Below are 14,623 nucleotides of genomic sequence, written 5' to 3'. Positions count from 1 at the left end.
CCGCCCTGGAGGGATTACTTCTCGAGGTCGTCGAGGTAGCGTTCGACGTCCAGCGCCGCCATGCAGCCGGCGCCGGCGGAGGTGACGGCCTGGCGATAGATATGATCGCTGACGTCGCCTGCCGCGAATACGCCCGGTACCGAAGTGGCGGTGGCGTTGCCGTCGAGGCCGGAGCGGATGCGGATATAGCCATCCTTCATGTCCAGCTGGCCTTCGAAAATATCGGTGTTGGGTTTATGGCCGATGGCGATGAACACGCCCGCCAGGTCCAGCTCCCGGGTGCTGTCGTCCTGGGTGCTCTTGACGCGCATGCCGGTCACGCCGCTATCGTCTCCCAGTACCTCGTCGAGGGTATGGTTCCAGAGGATGCGCACGTTGCCGTTTTCGGCGCGTTCGAAGAGTTTGTCCTGGAGGATTTTCTCGGCGCGCAGGCTGTCGCGTCGATGCACCAGAGTCACTTCGGAGGCGATGTTGGACAGATACAGCGCCTCTTCGACCGCGGTGTTGCCGCCGCCGATGACCGCGACTTTCTGGCCCCGATAGAAGAAGCCGTCACAGGTGGCGCAGGCGGATACGCCCTTGCCCGCGAAAGCTTCTTCCGACGGCAGGCCGAGATACTGGGCCGAGGCACCGGTGGCGATGATCAGGGCGTCGCAGCTGTACTCACCCATATCGCCCTTGAGCCGGAACGGGCGGCTGCGCAGATCGGTTTCGTTGATGTGATCGAAAATGATTTCGGTGTTGAAGCGCTCGGCGTGTGCCTGCATGCGCTGCATGAGCTCCGGTCCCTGAACGCCCTCGGCATCCCCCGGCCAGTTGTCGACGTCGGTGGTGGTGGTCAGCTGACCGCCGGCCTGCATGCCGGTGATCATCACCGGGTTCAGGTTGGCGCGCGCAGCGTAGACGGCGGCGGTGTAGCCGGCGGGGCCGGAGCCGAGAATGATAAGACGGTGGTGTTTGACTTCGCTCATGATGAATCCGTGTCGGTGTTTCGGTAAAGACGTGCGAGGATCGCTCTGGCGGCCGCTCCTGCGTGCAGGTTGACAGCGCATGGCGCCAAAAGTTTGCGCCGCGGGAAGTACGCCGTCGCATCCGCTTAAGATGGGGCCTGCGGCGTGCATTTTCAATCCGCTGTTGCGGTATTCAGGCTCCCGTCATCCTCGGGCGGTAAGCTGAAACCGTCCTGGTGACGCTGCGGCTGTCGCCATCCCTCGCTTCGGTGCGGCTAACTATCGCCGATTCGCCAGTATGCATCAATAGTGGCCGGCTCTGGAATTGTGCGGCTGCGGGTAAAACTGATTCGGTGCAGTCGCACAAATATGGTATGTTGTCTGGCGCCGACGCCGTCCTGTTCAGGGCGTCGAACACTCCGGATTACAAGCGTTTTGTGAAGGGGGAAGGGCAGGTTTTACGGGGCTCTTAACTCTTCGTTTTCAAATAATTAGCTTGGACATATAATTTCGAGCTTTAGTTTTTCTCTGGAATCACCGGTTTTCGGGCGAAGGATTTGTTGTTTGAGTGATCAGAATTTGAAAGCGCCTACTTTTATCGAGCTGCTGGCGCGAATAGCCAAGGAATCGGCACTGGTCCTGGTGCTGGGGGTTTGTTGTTACCTGATGCTGGCGATTGCCGGTTATGACAGCCGCGATCCGGGCTGGTCGCACCTGGGCTATCAGCCGCAGGTCGACAACCTGGCCGGTGCGGCGGGTGCGTGGGTGGCCGACCTGCTGTATTCGGTCTGCGGTCTGGCGGCCTGGGCGGTGCCGCCGCTGCTGGCCTGGCCGAGCCTGCGCTTCCTCATGCGCCGGGGCGTGTCGCTGCTCGACGGCATTCCCTTTCTGATACTGCGCGCCAGCGGCGCGCTGTTGTTTCTCGCCAGCTTTTGCGCTCTGGCGTCAATGCACTTTTCCAACCGCGAACTCGAATACCCCTTCACCGCCGGCGGGCTGGTGGGGCAGGCGCTGTCCGACTGGACGGTGTCCTGGTTCAGTATCGCCGGCAGTTCGGTGGTGCTCTGGACGCTGATGCTGCTGGGGCTGACCTGGTATCTGGAAGTGTCCTGGCGCCAGGCGCTGGAATGGCTGGGCGGCAGCCTGGTATCGGGCTGGGAGCGCGTACAGTCGCTGTTCACCGAAGCCGGCGAAGGTCTGCGCCAGCGCCGCGCGCGTCGCTCCGAAAGGCCCGTCGCGAAAGTGAAACCCAGTCAGGAGCCACCGCGCACCAGCCTCTCCAGTGTACGTGTGCGCCGGCAGGAGCCGCCGGAGCAGGAGCCCCTGTTCCTGACCGAGGCGCCGGTTCCCGAAGCGCGCATCGAGCCGGGTTTTGCGTTTGAACGCGAGCCCGTCGAAACCCCGGCGGCGTCTGCAGCGGCCGAGGACGTGCCGCCCTGGGCTGCGGAGCCGTTTCCGCAGCACGAGGAGCCGGCACGGGAGCCGCGACAGGCGCCGCCGCAGTATGCTCCGGAAGAGGTGCGGGAGCCCGCAGCCGCTGCAGCGCAGCCGGCAGGTGCGCCTTCGTCCGAGGCCGGACAGGGCGGCCCGCGCGCGGTCTCCGGTCTGGTCGACGAGGTTGTCGAGCGTTTCTCGGACACCGGTGATGTTGCCGCTCCGGCGCCAGGTCCTGCTGCGCCGGTACCCGAAGCCGAGCCCCGCCCGGCCGCGGTCGCCGAGGCGACGCGCAAGGGGGTGCGTATCGTGCCGCTGGCGGAGGCCCACCGGCCAATGCAGGACAGCGACCTGGGACTGGATCATGATCAGGCACGCGGGCAGACCCGCCCGTCACGGATAGCGGTGCCGTCGCTGGATCTGCTGGATCCGCCGGAACTGCACCAGGACGCCGGTTATACCGATGAACAGCTGGAGCATATGTCACGCCTGCTCGAGAGCAAGCTGAAGGACTTCGGTGTGGTCGCCGAAGTGGTGGAAGTCAATCCGGGGCCGGTGATCACCCGCTTCGAGCTGCAGCCGGCGCCGGGCGTCAAGGCCAGCAAAATCACCAACCTCTCCAAAGACCTGGCGCGTTCGATGGCGGTGCTCAGCGTACGTGTGGTCGAGGTCATTCCCGGAAAGTCGGTGATCGGTATCGAGATTCCCAACGAGTCCCGGCAGATGGTACGGCTGAGCGAAGTGCTCAACTCCAAGCCCTATAACGAAGCGTCATCGAAGCTGACCCTTGGCCTTGGCAACGATATCGCCGGCAATCCGGTGGTGGCCAATCTCGCCAAGATGCCTCACCTGCTGGTGGCCGGTACCACCGGTTCCGGTAAGTCGGTGGGCGTCAACGCCATGCTCCTCAGTCTGCTGTTCAAGGCGACGCCCGACGAGGTGCGGCTGATGATGGTCGACCCGAAAATGCTGGAGCTCTCGATTTACGAGGGCATTCCTCACCTGCTGACGCCGGTCATCACCGACATGAAGGAGGCGGCCGGCGGGTTGCGCTGGTGCGTCGCCGAAATGGAACGGCGCTACAAGCTGATGGCCAAGATGGGCGTGCGCAACATTTCCGGCTTCAATGACAAGGTGGTCAAGGCGCGTGACCAGGGCCAGCCGCTGCGTGACCCGCTGTGGAACCCGGAGCAGGAAGGCATGCCCCAGGACACCCCCGCGCCGGAACTCGACACCATGCCGTACATCGTGGTCGTGATCGACGAGTTCGCCGATATGATGATGATCGTCGGCAAGAAGGTCGAGGAGCTGATCGCCCGTATCGCGCAGAAGGCGAGGGCGGCGGGCATTCATCTGATCCTGGCGACGCAGCGCCCCTCCGTGGATGTCATCACCGGTCTGATCAAGGCCAACGTCCCGACCCGTATCGCCTTCCAGGTATCGTCCAAGATCGACTCGCGAACCATTCTCGATCAGTCCGGCGCCGAAAACCTGCTCGGCAACGGTGACATGCTGTACCTGCCGGCCGGGGTCAGTGTGCCCAATCGCGTGCACGGAGCCTTTGTCAGCGACGACGAGGTGCACCGCATCGTAGAGGCCTGGAAAGCCTATGGCGCCCCCGAGTATATCGACGAGATTCTGGCCGAGCCCGGCGCCGAGGCTGGCGCGGGCGGAGGCGGTGGCGGCGGGCTGTTCGACGATGAACAGGACCCGCTCTACGACGAGGCCGTGGCCTTCGTCACCGAGAGCCGTAAGGCCTCGATCTCCAGCGTGCAGCGCAAGCTCAAGATAGGCTACAACCGCGCCGCGCGAATGATCGAAACCATGGAGGAAGCCGGCGTGGTGACGCCGGCCGGCAGCAACGGGCAGCGCGAAGTCATCGCTCCGCCACCACCGAGAGACTGAATATGAAACAGCTAGTAAAAGCCCTTGCACTGGGGTGCGCCTGCCTGCTCTCGACGCTCTCCCAGGCCACCGATGCGGCCGACGGTCTGCAGCGGCTGCTGCAGGGCTATCGAACCTTCAGCGCCGATTTCGAGCAGTATTCCGTCAGCGACGGCCAGCGTACAGAGGCCACCCGCGGCACCCTGGAGCTGCGCAAGCCGAGCCTGTTCCGCTGGACCAGCGAGGAGCCCTTCCCGCAGGTTATCGTCAACGACGGGACCTATCTCTGGATCTACGACCCGGACCTCTTGCAGGTGACGCGCAAGCCGTTCGACCGCAACAACAACAGTGCGCCGGCGCTGATTCTCAATGGCCAGATCGACCGGCTGGACGACGACTTCGACATCAGCCTGGTGCATGAAAGCGACTCCGAGGCCCTGTACGAGCTGCTGCCCAAAAGCGAGCAGAGTGCCTTCACCCGAATCCGGCTGTTCTTCCAGCAGCAGCAGGTGTCGGAGCTGATGCTGCAGGACTCGCTGGGGCAGCGCACCACCATCCGCTTTTTTAATCAGCGGCAGAATCCGGAGTTGCCGATGGAGCGTTTCCGCTTCGAGGTGCCGGAAGATGTCGACCTGATCATAGACCCGGGTGTCTGATGCAGGACCTGTTTGCCGATGACAGCCCCGGATACCAGCCTCTGGCCGCACGCATGCGACCGCAGAGTCTGGACGAGTATTCGGGTCAGCAGCACCTGCTGGGCAGCGGCAAACCGCTGCGGCTGGCGCTGGAGCAGGGCCTGGCCCACTCGATGATCCTCTGGGGGCCGCCCGGTGTTGGCAAGACCACGCTGGCGCGGCTGATGGCGCACCAGGTCGACGCCCATTTTCTGACGCTCTCGGCGGTGCTGTCGGGGGTCAAGGATATCCGTGCGGCCGTTGACGAAGCCCGCGCCGTCAAGGCTCAGTCGGGCCGCAAGAGCATCCTCTTCGTCGACGAGGTTCACCGCTTCAACAAGTCGCAGCAGGACGCGTTTTTGCCCTACATCGAGGATGGCACGGTCATCTTCGTCGGCGCGACCACCGAGAATCCGTCGTTCGAACTCAACAACGCGCTGCTGTCCCGGGCCCGCGTCTATCTGCTGCGCGGTCTCGAATCCGCCGATCTGCAGGGGCTGCTGCAGCGTGCGCTGAATGATAAAGAGCGCGGTCTTGGCCTTCGCCGGCTGCGTTTCGGCGGCGGTGTGCTGGAACAACTGGCGGCGGCCGCCGACGGCGATGCCCGGCGGGCGCTCAACCTGCTGGAGATCGCTTCGGACCTGGCCCAGCCCGAGGGCGACGCCGAAGTGGTCGACGAATCGGTCATGGCCGAGGTGCTGGGCGCCGGCGGTCGGCGCTTCGACAAGCAGGGCGACCTCTTCTACGACATGATTTCGGCCTTTCACAAGTCGGTGCGTGGCTCGTCGCCGGACGGCGCCCTCTACTGGTATTGTCGTATGCTCGACGGCGGCTGCGATCCGCTCTATGTCGCGCGTCGTCTGGTGGCCATTGCCTCCGAGGATATCGGCAACGCCGACCCGAGGGCGATGCAGGTGGTGCTGTCCGCCTGGGATGCCTTCGAGCGGGTGGGGCCGGCGGAGGGTGAACGGGCGATTGCCCAGGCCGCGATCTACTGCGCCAGCGCGCCCAAGAGCAATGCCGTTTACCGGGCGTTCAACCAGTGTCGCGCCGATGTTGCCGGCGAGCCCGGCTACGAAGTGCCGGCCCATCTGCGCAACGCGCCGACCCGGCTGATGAAGGACATGGGCTACGGCGACGACTACCGCTATGCCCACGACGAAGACGGCGCCTATGCCGCCGGCGAAGTCTACCTGCCCGAAGAGATCGCGGCGCGTCGCTACTATGTGCCGAACCGGCGCGGGCTGGAGCAGAAGATCGCCGACAAGCTGGAGTATCTGGCGACGCTGGACAGCAACAGCCCGCGCAAACGCTACGGGAGCAAGGATTCCTGATGCTGCATCTGATTGCCATCGCCTGCGGCGGCGCCCTCGGCGCCCTGGCGCGCTACTGGGTCAGCGGCGTGCTCAACAACGCCGAACACCGGCTGCCACTCGGCACTCTGGCCTGCAATGCCGGCGGTTCGCTGATGATGGGGGTGCTGTTCGTGCTGGTACTGGAAAAAGCCCGCCTGAGTCCCGAGCTGCGCCCGCTGCTGATGGTGGGCTTCATGGGCGCCTTCACCACCTTCTCGACCTTCTCGCTGGAGACGGTGGCGATGTTGCAGGAGGGGCATGTCATGTCCGCCCTAATCTATGTATTATTGAGCGTTATTCTGTGTATTGCCGCCCTCTATGCCGGCATCTCCATTACCCGCCTGTTCTGATATTCAAGGTGATTTGAGGAACCCATGCTAGACCCCAAATACGTCCGTTCGAACCCCGAAGAAGTCGCCCTGCTGCTGAAGAAAAAGGGCTTTGACTTTCCGGTCGAACAGTTCAGCGAACTGGAAAGCCAGCGCAAGGAAGTGCAGGTCCTCACCGAAAGCCTGCAGAACGAACGCAACAGCCGCTCCAAGCAGATCGGCAAGGCCATAGGCGCGGGCGAGGATCCGGAGCCGCTCAAGGCGCATGTTAAGCAGCTGGGCGAAGAGCTGGATGCGGCCAAGCAGCGTCTTGCGGACGTTCAGGCATCGCTCGACGACCTGCTGCTCGGCGTGCCGAACCTGCCGCACGAAAGCGTGCCGCCTGGCGCCGATGAGGACGACAACGTCGAGGTGCGCCGTTGGGGGCAGCCCCGTGCCTTCGATTTCGAGCCCAGGGATCACGTCGAGCTGGGTGAGCGCAACGGCGAGCTGGATTTCGAAACCGCCGCCAAGCTGACCGGTTCGCGTTTCGCGGTCATGAAGGGCAAGATCGCCCGCCTGCACCGGGCGCTGATTCAGCTGATGCTCGACACCCATACCGGCGAGCACGGCTACTCCGAAATTTACGTGCCTTACATGGTCAATGCCGATTCCCTCTACGGAACCGGTCAGCTGCCGAAGTTCGAGGCGGACCTGTTCAAGGTACCGTTCGGCGATCGCGACTACTATCTGATCCCGACGTCCGAGGTGCCGGTCACCAATATCGTTCGCGACGAGATCGTGCCGGCCGAGCAGATGCCGCTGCGTTTCACCTGCCATACGCCCTGTTTCCGTTCCGAGGCAGGGGCCTCCGGCAAGGATACCCGCGGCATGATCCGCCAGCACCAGTTCGAGAAGGTCGAGCTGCTGCAGCTGGTCGAGCCCACCCGTTCCTGGGATGCACTCGAAGAGCTGACCGGCCATGCCGAGAAGATTCTGCAGCTGCTGAACCTGCCGTACCGTGTCGTGACGCTCTGTGGCGGGGATCTTGGCTTCGGCGCCGCCAAGACCTACGACATCGAGGTCTGGCTGCCGGGTCAGGACCGGTATCGTGAAATCTCGTCCTGCTCCAACATGCTCGATTTCCAGGCCCGGCGCATGAAAGCGCGCTGGCGCAATCCGGAAACCGGCAAGCCTGAGCTGCTGCATACCCTCAACGGTTCCGGCCTTGCGGTTGGCCGCACCCTGCTGGCGGTGCTGGAAAACTACCAGCGCGCCGACGGCAGCGTCGAGGTGCCCGAAGCGTTGCTGCCTTACATGGGCGGCGTTACCGAGATCTGATCGCGTGCGCCCGCACTGCGGGCGTCGCTTCGACCCGGGCCCGCTCCGCGGGCATCGCCGGGAACCCGGATAGCCGAAATGAAATCACGCTATGACATCCTGATCGTCGGTGGCGGTATGGTTGGCGCCACCCTAGCCTGTGCGCTGGGCAACAGTGAGCTGTCGGTGGCGGTTCTGGAGCGGGATTTTCCGCCGCCGTTCGACACCGGACAGCCCTACGATCTGCGCGTCTCGGCGCTGAGTGCCGCGTCCCGCAATATCCTTCAGGCGGTGGGCGCCTGGGACGGCATTCGCAGCCGGCGCCTCTGCCCATACCAGCGCATGAAGGTCTGGGAAGCCGATGACGAACGCGCGGCTACGGAATTTCGCGCCGAGGAAATCGGCTGTGAGGCGCTGGGCCATATCGTCGAAAACCGCATCATCCAGCTGGCGCTGATCGAGCGCCTCAAGGCATTCGACAACGTCGACCTGATCTGTCCGTCGCAGACCGAACTGATCGAGTACGCCCCCGGCAGCAGCCTGGTGCGCCTGGCGGATGGCCGCGAGATCGTCGCGCGCCTGCTGGTGGCGGCGGATGGCGGGCAGTCGCGGGTGCGCGAGGCGGCCGGTATCGGCGTGCACCAGTGGGACTACGATCAGCACGCGCTGGTGGCGTCGGTCGAGACCGCCTACGGGCAGCAGGACATCACCTGGCAGCAGTTCACGCCGACGGGCCCGCTGGCCTTTCTGCCGCTGGGAGGCAATCATGCCTCGCTGGTCTGGTACGCCCGTCCCGACCAGGTCAAACGCCTGATGGCGCTCGACGAGACGGCGTTTCTCGACGAACTGCACGCTGCCTTCCCGCAGTGCCTCGGCCGCATCGAGCGTCTGGTGGCACGGGGGTTCTTCCCGCTGCGACGCCAGCACGCGCTGCAGTATGTCACCGACGGTGTCGCGCTGGTGGGGGATGCCGCGCACATGATTCACCCGCTGGCCGGGCAGGGCGTGAATATCGGACTGCTGGACGCCGCGGCGCTGGCCGAAACGCTGCTGGATGCTCAGGCCGCCGGGGAGCGCATTGACGAGCGGCAGGTGCTGCATCGTTACGAACAGGCCCGGCGCAATCACAATCTGCTGATGATGCAGGTGATGGACAGCTTCTACCGGGTGTTCAGCAACGACAGCCTGCCGCTGCGGCTGCTGCGCAACGTCGGCCTTGGACTGGCGGAGCATGCGGGGCCCATCAAGCGCAAGGTCATACGGCTGGCGATGGGGCTCGACGGCAACTTGCCGCGTCTGGCCGTAGGAGCGGCGCCTCGCCGCGAATAGGCAAAAACAAAAAAAGGCTGCCGGGAGGCAGCCTGAAAAAGATCCGGATAGACCGGACCTGAGTGGTTGGGGGCAAGGGAGCCCCCAGAGAGCATCGTTACGCGGCGTCGGTTGCCGGAGCTGCGGCCTTGCGCGGAGCAGCCTTGACCGGTGCTTTTTTGGCTTCAGCCTTCTCGGATTCGAAGAAGGTCGGTACAAACTTGCTGAAATCCGGGAAGTAGGTGTTCGGCAGTTCAGCGATGTCTGCAACGCTCTTCTCGAAGATCTCGGTCAGCTGGTCGCGGGCTTCGGTCAGGGTGGAAACTTCCTGCTCGACGACGTCGGTGATCTTGGCTTCGACTTCTTTGTAGAACTTGACGTGCAGCTCAACAGCAGCCTTCGGCTCGCGAACTTCGCTCAGAGCCTTGACCTGGCCGAGACCGGCGTTGAACAGGTCGGTGAGAGCGGAAGACTGCAGAGCGATCAGCTTTTCAGCGGCCTTCTTGTTGACTTCGGTGATCTCGACGACCGGCTGCATTTTGTCTTTTACGTTCTTGATCATATCTTCGTACATGTTCAATTTACCTCAGAGTGGTTGTTGCGGCAGTAAAATCAGTTTGTTGTGCGCTGCAGCATTTAGACTCAATATAGTCCCGGGTCTGGACACTGTCAAGCCAAAAATGGTGCGGTGCACAAAATAAATAGTTTGGCTGCATTTCTAATCAAAACAGCATCTTCCGAAGGATCATGCGGCGGTTGCAGCTCTATGGTGCTTCATTATAACGCAGTTGCGATAAGGTGGCGTGCTGATTGTGCGTCAGCACGTTGCCCGTACCGCTGCGGAGCAGGATAGCGCCGTTGTGCAACAGTTTTTTGAAACCGCCCGCCAACTCGATAGAATGAGGGTTCATCACAACGCAGGTCGCCAGGGCGGCCCTGGACAGCTTGAGGCATACCGGACTAAATGCAGACACAGCACTGTCACTCCAGTTTTCGTTTTCTTCGCAGTGAAACCATCGCGTCTCTGAATGTCGAGGTGGCCGAGTTCGAGCACGTTGCGACCGGCGCCCGCCACTACCATATCGGCGCCGACATCGAGGAGAACGTTTTCCTCGTCGCTTTCCGCACGGTGCCGATGGACTCCACCGGCGTTGCCCACATTCTCGAGCACACGGCGCTGTGCGGCAGCGAACGCTACCCGGTGCGCGATCCGTTTTTCATGATGACCCGGCGTTCGCTCAATACCTTCATGAACGCCTTTACCAGCTCGGACTGGACCGCTTATCCCTTTGCCAGCCAGAACCGCAAGGACTTCTTCAATCTGCTGGACGTCTATCTCGACGCAACCTTCTTTTCGCGACTGGACCCGCTGGACTTCGCCCAGGAAGGGCACCGGCTCGAGTTCAGCGAGAGCGGCAATTCCGAGTCGCCGCTGGTCTATAAGGGCGTGGTGCTCAACGAAATGAAAGGTGCCATGAGCTCGGCGGTGTCGACGCTCTACCAGACTCTGGGCAAGTACCTGTTTCCGACCACTACCTACCACTACAACAGTGGCGGGGATCCGGCCTGCATCACCGACCTCTCGTACGATCAGCTGCTGGAGTTCTACCGCAGTCACTATCACCCCAGCAATGCGGTGTTCATGACTTTCGGCGACATTCCGGCGGCCGAGCTGCAGGAGCGTTTCAATGAGCAGGCGCTCAAGCGCTTCGAGTTGCTCGACGAACGTATCGAGGTTACGGACGAGAAGCGCATGCACGCGCCTATCCGCATCGAGGAGGCCTATGCCCTCGACGAGGAAACCCTCGACGGCAAGACGCACCATGTCCTGGGCTGGCTGCTGGGTCAGTCGATCGATCTGGAAGCGCAGCTCAAGGCGCACCTGCTGTCGCGGGTGCTGCTGGACAACAGCGCCTCGCCGCTGCGCCACGCGCTGGAATCGAGCGATCTTGGCAGCGCGCCGTCGCCGCTCTGCGGGCTGGAGGATTCCAATCGTGAAATGAGCTTCATGTGCGGTCTGGAAGGCAGCGACCCCGAGCATGCGGCGGCGTTCGAGAAGCTGGTGCTCGAGACACTCGAAGAGGTCGCGCAGAACGGCGTGCCACAGGAAATGGTCGAGGCGCAGCTGCATCAGCTGGAGCTGTCGCAGCGCGAAATCAGCGGCGACGGCTATCCCTACGGGCTCAATCTGATCATGTCGTCGATCTCGGCGGCGGTGCATCGCGGCGATCCCATAGCGGTACTGAATCTCGACCCTGTGCTGGAGAAACTGCGCGAAGATATTCGCCGCCCCGACTTCATCCAGTCGCTGGTTCGTGAAATGCTGCTCGACAACGCGCATCGGGTCAGGCTCACCCTGCGACCGGACAACGAGCTGAGCGCCCGTGCCGAGAAAGCCGAAGCCGCACATCTCGAAGCGCTGCGCCAGCGCCTTAGCGACAGCGAAAAGCTGCAGCTGATCGAGCAGAGCAGTGCGCTCGAGGCGCGCCAGATGCAACAGGACGACGAGAGCATTCTGCCCAAGGTCGGTATCGAGGACGTACCGTCGCAGATGAAGATTCCCGAGGCACAGTCGAGTGTCGAGTCACCGCTGCGCCTGGATTGCTACGAACAGGGTACCAACGGTCTGGTGTATCAGCAGGTGGTGGTCGACCTGCCGGCACTGGATGCCGAGGAGCGGCGTCTGCTGCCGTTGTTCAGCCACTGCCTGACCGAACTTGGCTGTGGCGAGCGCAGCTATCAGCAGAACCAGCAGTATCAGTCGCAGGTATGCGGCAGCCTGACGGCCTATACGGAGGTACGGGGTTCCATCAGCGACGAGCAGCAGGTCAGCGGATTCCTGGTACTGTCCGGCAAGGCACTGGCGGCGAAGCAGGACGAACTGGCAGAGCTGATGCACGAAACCCTGCATCGGGCGCGCTTCGATGAGCTCAAGCGTCTGCGCGAAATCGTTGCACAGCAGCGCACCCGCAAGGAGCAGAGCATTACCGGGCAGGGGCACGCCCTGGCAATGACCGCCGCCACCGCGCGCATGAGCCCGTCTGCGCAGCTGGCGCACGAGTCCCGGGGCCTCGAGAGCATCCGTTTCGTCAAGCGTCTCGACGCGGCGCTGAAGGAGGAGCCGGCACTGGCGGATCTCGCCGCGCGTCTGGACGGCATGAAACAGAAATTCCTGCGCGCACCGCGCCGTTTTCTGCTGGTGGGCGAGGCGGAGCATCGCGAGGCGATGCAGCAGGCGGTCTTCGCGCGCTGGCAGCAGGAAGCGGTGGCGCCGGAGTTTGCGCCTTTCTCGCTGGATTCGGTTCGCGAATCGGTGCGCCAGGCCTGGACCACCAGTACCCAGGTCAACTTCTGCGCCAAGGCTTACCCGACGGTGCCGGTGGATCATCCGGACGCCGCCGCGCTGACGGTGTTGGGTGATTATCTGCGCAACGGCTACCTGCACCGGGCGATTCGCGAAAAAGGCGGTGCCTACGGTTCCGGCGCGGGTCAGGACTCGGGCGATGCGGTATTCCGCTTTTTCTCGTACCGCGATCCGCGACTGGCGGAAACCCTCGATGACTTTGATGCCTCGATTCGCTGGCTGCTGGACAGCGATCAGGATCCGCAGAAGCTCGAAGAGGCGATTCTGGGTGTCGTCAGCTCGATCGACCGCCCCGGCTCGCCGGCGGGCGAGGCCAAGCAGGCCTATCACAGCACCCTGTTCGGCCGTACCCCGGAGCAGCGCCGGGCGTTCCGTCAGCGCATCCTCGAAGTCGGTGTCGACGACTTGCGCCGGGTTGCCGAGCGTTATCTGCTGGGCGACAACGCCAGCATAGCCGTGGTCACCAATCCGACCCGTGCGCAGGCGCTGGGCGAGGGCTTCGAAAACATCGCCATCTGAGGCCGTTGGCCGGTCAACGGCCTGACTGCCTGCTCGACCGGGTCGCGGATGTTGTCCGCGGCCCGGTACTCCTTTCTCCCCGATATCCGGGGAAAACGTCGGCAATCGACCGCCGACGCCTCTGATTTTTCGCATATCTGCCAAAAATACACTATACAAAACAAGGACTAAGTGCAGCATTGGCGCGATGGCGTCGCGCTTGCCGAAGGTCATGACGACCTACCAATACAACAGCAACAAGCAGGTATGAGCATGAAAAAACGCACCTTTCTCAAAGGCATGTCCCTGGTGCTGAGCGCCGGTGCCCTGAGTGCTATGGCGACGCTGGGGCAGGCGGCGGAGAATCGCAGTTACATTCTGGCGACGGCCTCGACCGGCGGCACCTACTACCCGGTCGGCGTGGCGCTGGCGACGCTGGCGAAGGTCAAGCTCGAGCCGACCCAGGGCATGGCGATGTCGGCGATCAACTCGGCCGGCTCCGGCGAAAACATCAAGCTGCTGCGTGAGAACGAGGCACAGTTCGCGATTCTGCAGGGGCTTTACGGCGCCTGGGCCTGGGAAGGCGAGGGTGCGCTGGCGAACTCCGGGCCGCAGAAGCAGCTGCGGTCGGTCACCATGCTGTGGCAGAACGTGGAGCAGTTCGTGGTGCGCAGCGAGTACGCCAAGAACGGCACCATCATGGATCTGTCCAACCTGTACGGGAAAAAATTCTCGATCGGACCCAAGAACTCCGGCACCGAAGGGTCGGGTCTGACCATAATGAACAATCTGGGCCTCGATACCGGGAAATTCGACATGGCCTACATGGGCTACGGTCCCTCTGCCGACGCCATGCAGAACGGTACCGTCGACGGCATGAATATCCCCTCGGGCGTGCCGACCTCCGCCATTACCCGGGCCTTCGCGGCGCTCGGCAGCGATATCCGCATACTCGGCTTTACCGACGAGGAGATGGAGAAAGCCAACGGCCGCTACAAGCTCTGGACGCGCTTTACCATTCCCGCCGACACCTATCCCGGTCAGACGGAGGAGGTGCAGACCATGGCGCAGCCGAACTTCCTCGCCGTGCGTGACGATGTCTCCGAAGAGGACGTCTATCAGCTGACCAAAACGGTGTACGAGAACCTGGCGTTCCTCAACGGCATTCACAAGGCCACCGAGGCGATGGCGCTCGACAAGGCCATCGCCGGTCTGCCGGTGCCCCTGCACCCCGGCGCGGCACGCTACTACCGTGAAGCGGGTATCGATATCCCCGAGCACCTGATCGCCGAGTAGGGTGGACGCAGGATGGGTGGCGGTGCGCTCGCTTCGCGTTTGCCGGCCCTGCGTGCCTTGGACGCGCACCGCCACCCATCGATGGAGTTCATGGCGCGGCCTGTGCCGAACGAGGCCGGGGCGCCTGTGATGGGTTGCGCCGCCATGGACCAGGTGCGTTGCGGCGAGCAGCTTCCGATGGCGGCTCCACCCATCCTGCAAAGTGTCTACCACTTGCTCGCCGGTACCTCCG

The 14,623-nt window shown here is 63.2% G+C and carries 9 protein-coding genes and 2 pseudogenes; 9 read left to right on the top strand and 2 right to left on the bottom strand.

All coding sequences use genetic code 11. The features are described 5' to 3' along the window. Positions 1-14: 14 nt before the first annotated feature. Entirely contained in the window at positions 15-971 is a 957-nt protein-coding gene (gene trxB, locus IEX85_RS02600; RefSeq protein WP_188857963.1) for a thioredoxin-disulfide reductase, read from the bottom strand. A gap of 543 nt (positions 972-1,514) precedes the next feature. Between trxB and IEX85_RS24285 the strand changes: the two are divergent. The 7 genes and pseudogenes from IEX85_RS24285 to IEX85_RS02570 form a co-directional block, all read left to right on the top strand. Beyond that, a pseudogene (locus tag IEX85_RS24285) lies at positions 1,515-2,075 on the top strand (DNA translocase FtsK 4TM domain-containing protein); the annotation flags it as partial. A 714-nt stretch (positions 2,076-2,789) separates the two neighbouring features. Next, positions 2,790-4,289, top strand: a pseudogene (locus IEX85_RS24280) (DNA translocase FtsK); the annotation flags it as partial. A 2-nt stretch (positions 4,290-4,291) separates the two neighbouring features. Then, on the top strand, positions 4,292-4,924 hold the full coding sequence (gene lolA, locus IEX85_RS02590; RefSeq protein WP_188857954.1) for an outer membrane lipoprotein periplasmic chaperone LolA: 633 nt from the start codon (positions 4,292-4,294) through the stop codon (positions 4,922-4,924). Further along, a complete protein-coding gene (locus IEX85_RS02585) occupies positions 4,924-6,276 on the top strand; it encodes a replication-associated recombination protein A (protein ID WP_188857952.1) in 1,353 nt (450 codons plus the stop codon). The genes lolA and IEX85_RS02585 overlap by 1 nt, the downstream gene beginning before the upstream one ends. Beyond that, positions 6,276-6,647 (top strand): fluoride efflux transporter CrcB, encoded by a 372-nt coding sequence (gene crcB / locus IEX85_RS02580; RefSeq protein WP_188857950.1) that lies wholly within the window; start codon positions 6,276-6,278, stop codon positions 6,645-6,647. Before IEX85_RS02585 ends, crcB begins: the two co-directional genes overlap by 1 nt. Before the next feature lie 24 nt (positions 6,648-6,671). Beyond that, positions 6,672-7,946: a serine--tRNA ligase gene (gene serS, locus IEX85_RS02575; RefSeq protein ID WP_188857948.1), complete on the top strand. Its 1,275-nt coding sequence runs from the start codon at positions 6,672-6,674 to the stop codon at positions 7,944-7,946. A gap of 78 nt (positions 7,947-8,024) precedes the next feature. Then, the gene (locus IEX85_RS02570) at positions 8,025-9,254 is read left to right on the top strand and encodes a UbiH/UbiF/VisC/COQ6 family ubiquinone biosynthesis hydroxylase (RefSeq protein ID WP_188857946.1); all 1,230 of its coding nucleotides are present in this window, start codon (positions 8,025-8,027) and stop codon (positions 9,252-9,254) included. Between the two features lie 97 nt (positions 9,255-9,351). Here the strand turns inward: IEX85_RS02570 and IEX85_RS02565 are convergent, their stop codons facing one another. Further along, positions 9,352-9,807 (bottom strand): phasin family protein, encoded by a 456-nt coding sequence (locus IEX85_RS02565; RefSeq protein ID WP_188857944.1) that lies wholly within the window; start codon positions 9,805-9,807, stop codon positions 9,352-9,354. Between the two features lie 390 nt (positions 9,808-10,197). Here IEX85_RS02565 and IEX85_RS02560 point away from each other — a divergent pair, with 390 nt between their 5' ends. Both IEX85_RS02560 and IEX85_RS02555 read left to right on the top strand, forming a co-directional pair. Beyond that, entirely contained in the window at positions 10,198-13,116 is a 2,919-nt protein-coding gene (locus tag IEX85_RS02560) for an insulinase family protein (RefSeq protein WP_188857942.1), read from the top strand. A 246-nt stretch (positions 13,117-13,362) separates the two neighbouring features. Continuing rightward, a complete protein-coding gene (locus IEX85_RS02555) occupies positions 13,363-14,391 on the top strand; it encodes a TAXI family TRAP transporter solute-binding subunit (protein WP_229721756.1) in 1,029 nt (342 codons plus the stop codon). The last annotated feature ends 232 nt before the right edge of the window (positions 14,392-14,623 follow it).

This window comes from Marinobacterium nitratireducens (assembly GCF_014645375.1).
Classification (GTDB): domain Bacteria; phylum Pseudomonadota; class Gammaproteobacteria; order Pseudomonadales; family Balneatricaceae; genus Marinobacterium_A; species Marinobacterium_A nitratireducens.
Note: the sequence above shows the minus strand (reverse complement) of the source record. Positions and strands in the feature narration are given on the sequence as shown.